This window comes from Ellagibacter isourolithinifaciens (genome assembly GCF_008831035.1).
Taxonomy (GTDB): domain Bacteria; phylum Actinomycetota; class Coriobacteriia; order Coriobacteriales; family Eggerthellaceae; genus Ellagibacter; species Ellagibacter isourolithinifaciens.
The window spans coordinates 1-575 of the sequence record NZ_WAJR01000075.1 but is presented as its reverse complement, the minus strand read 5'-3'; the positions used below and the strand labels follow the sequence as shown (position 1 = coordinate 575).

Here is a 575-nt window from a genome sequence, read left to right as displayed (position 1 = left end):
GGATGCGCGCGGGCCCCTGCAAGATGCTCTCCCTAGAAAGGAGGTGATCCAGCCGCACCTTCCGGTACGGCTACCTTGTTACGACTTCACCCCCCTCACCCTCCACACCTTCGACGCCTCCGCCCCTAGAAGGGTTCGGCCGGCGGCTTCGGGTGCAGACGACTCGGGTGGTGTGACGGGCGGTGTGTACAAGGCCCGGGAACGTATTCACCGCGGCGTGCTGATCCGCGATTACTAGCAACTCCGGCTTCGCGCAGGCGGGTTGCAGCCTGCGGTCCGAACTGGGGCCGGCTTTGAGGGATCCGCTCCCCCTCGCGGGGTCGCAACCCGTTGTGCCGGCCATTGTAGCACGTGTGCAGCCCAGGGCATAAGGGGCATGATGACTTGACGTCGTCCCCACCTTCCTCCGGCTTGACGCCGGCAGTCTCGCGCGAGTGCCCAACCGAATTGCTGGCAACACGCGACGGGGGTTGCGCTCGTTGCGGGACTTAACCCAACACCTCACGGCACGAGCTGACGACAGCCATGCACCACCTGTCCGGGCTCCTCTCGGCCACGGCGTCTCCGCCGCTTCA

At 66.1% G+C, this 575-nt stretch carries 1 rRNA gene; it reads right to left on the bottom strand.

The features are described 5' to 3' along the window. Positions 1-36: 36 nt before the first annotated feature. A 16S ribosomal RNA gene (locus F8C90_RS10805) occupies positions 37-575 on the bottom strand; the annotation flags it as partial.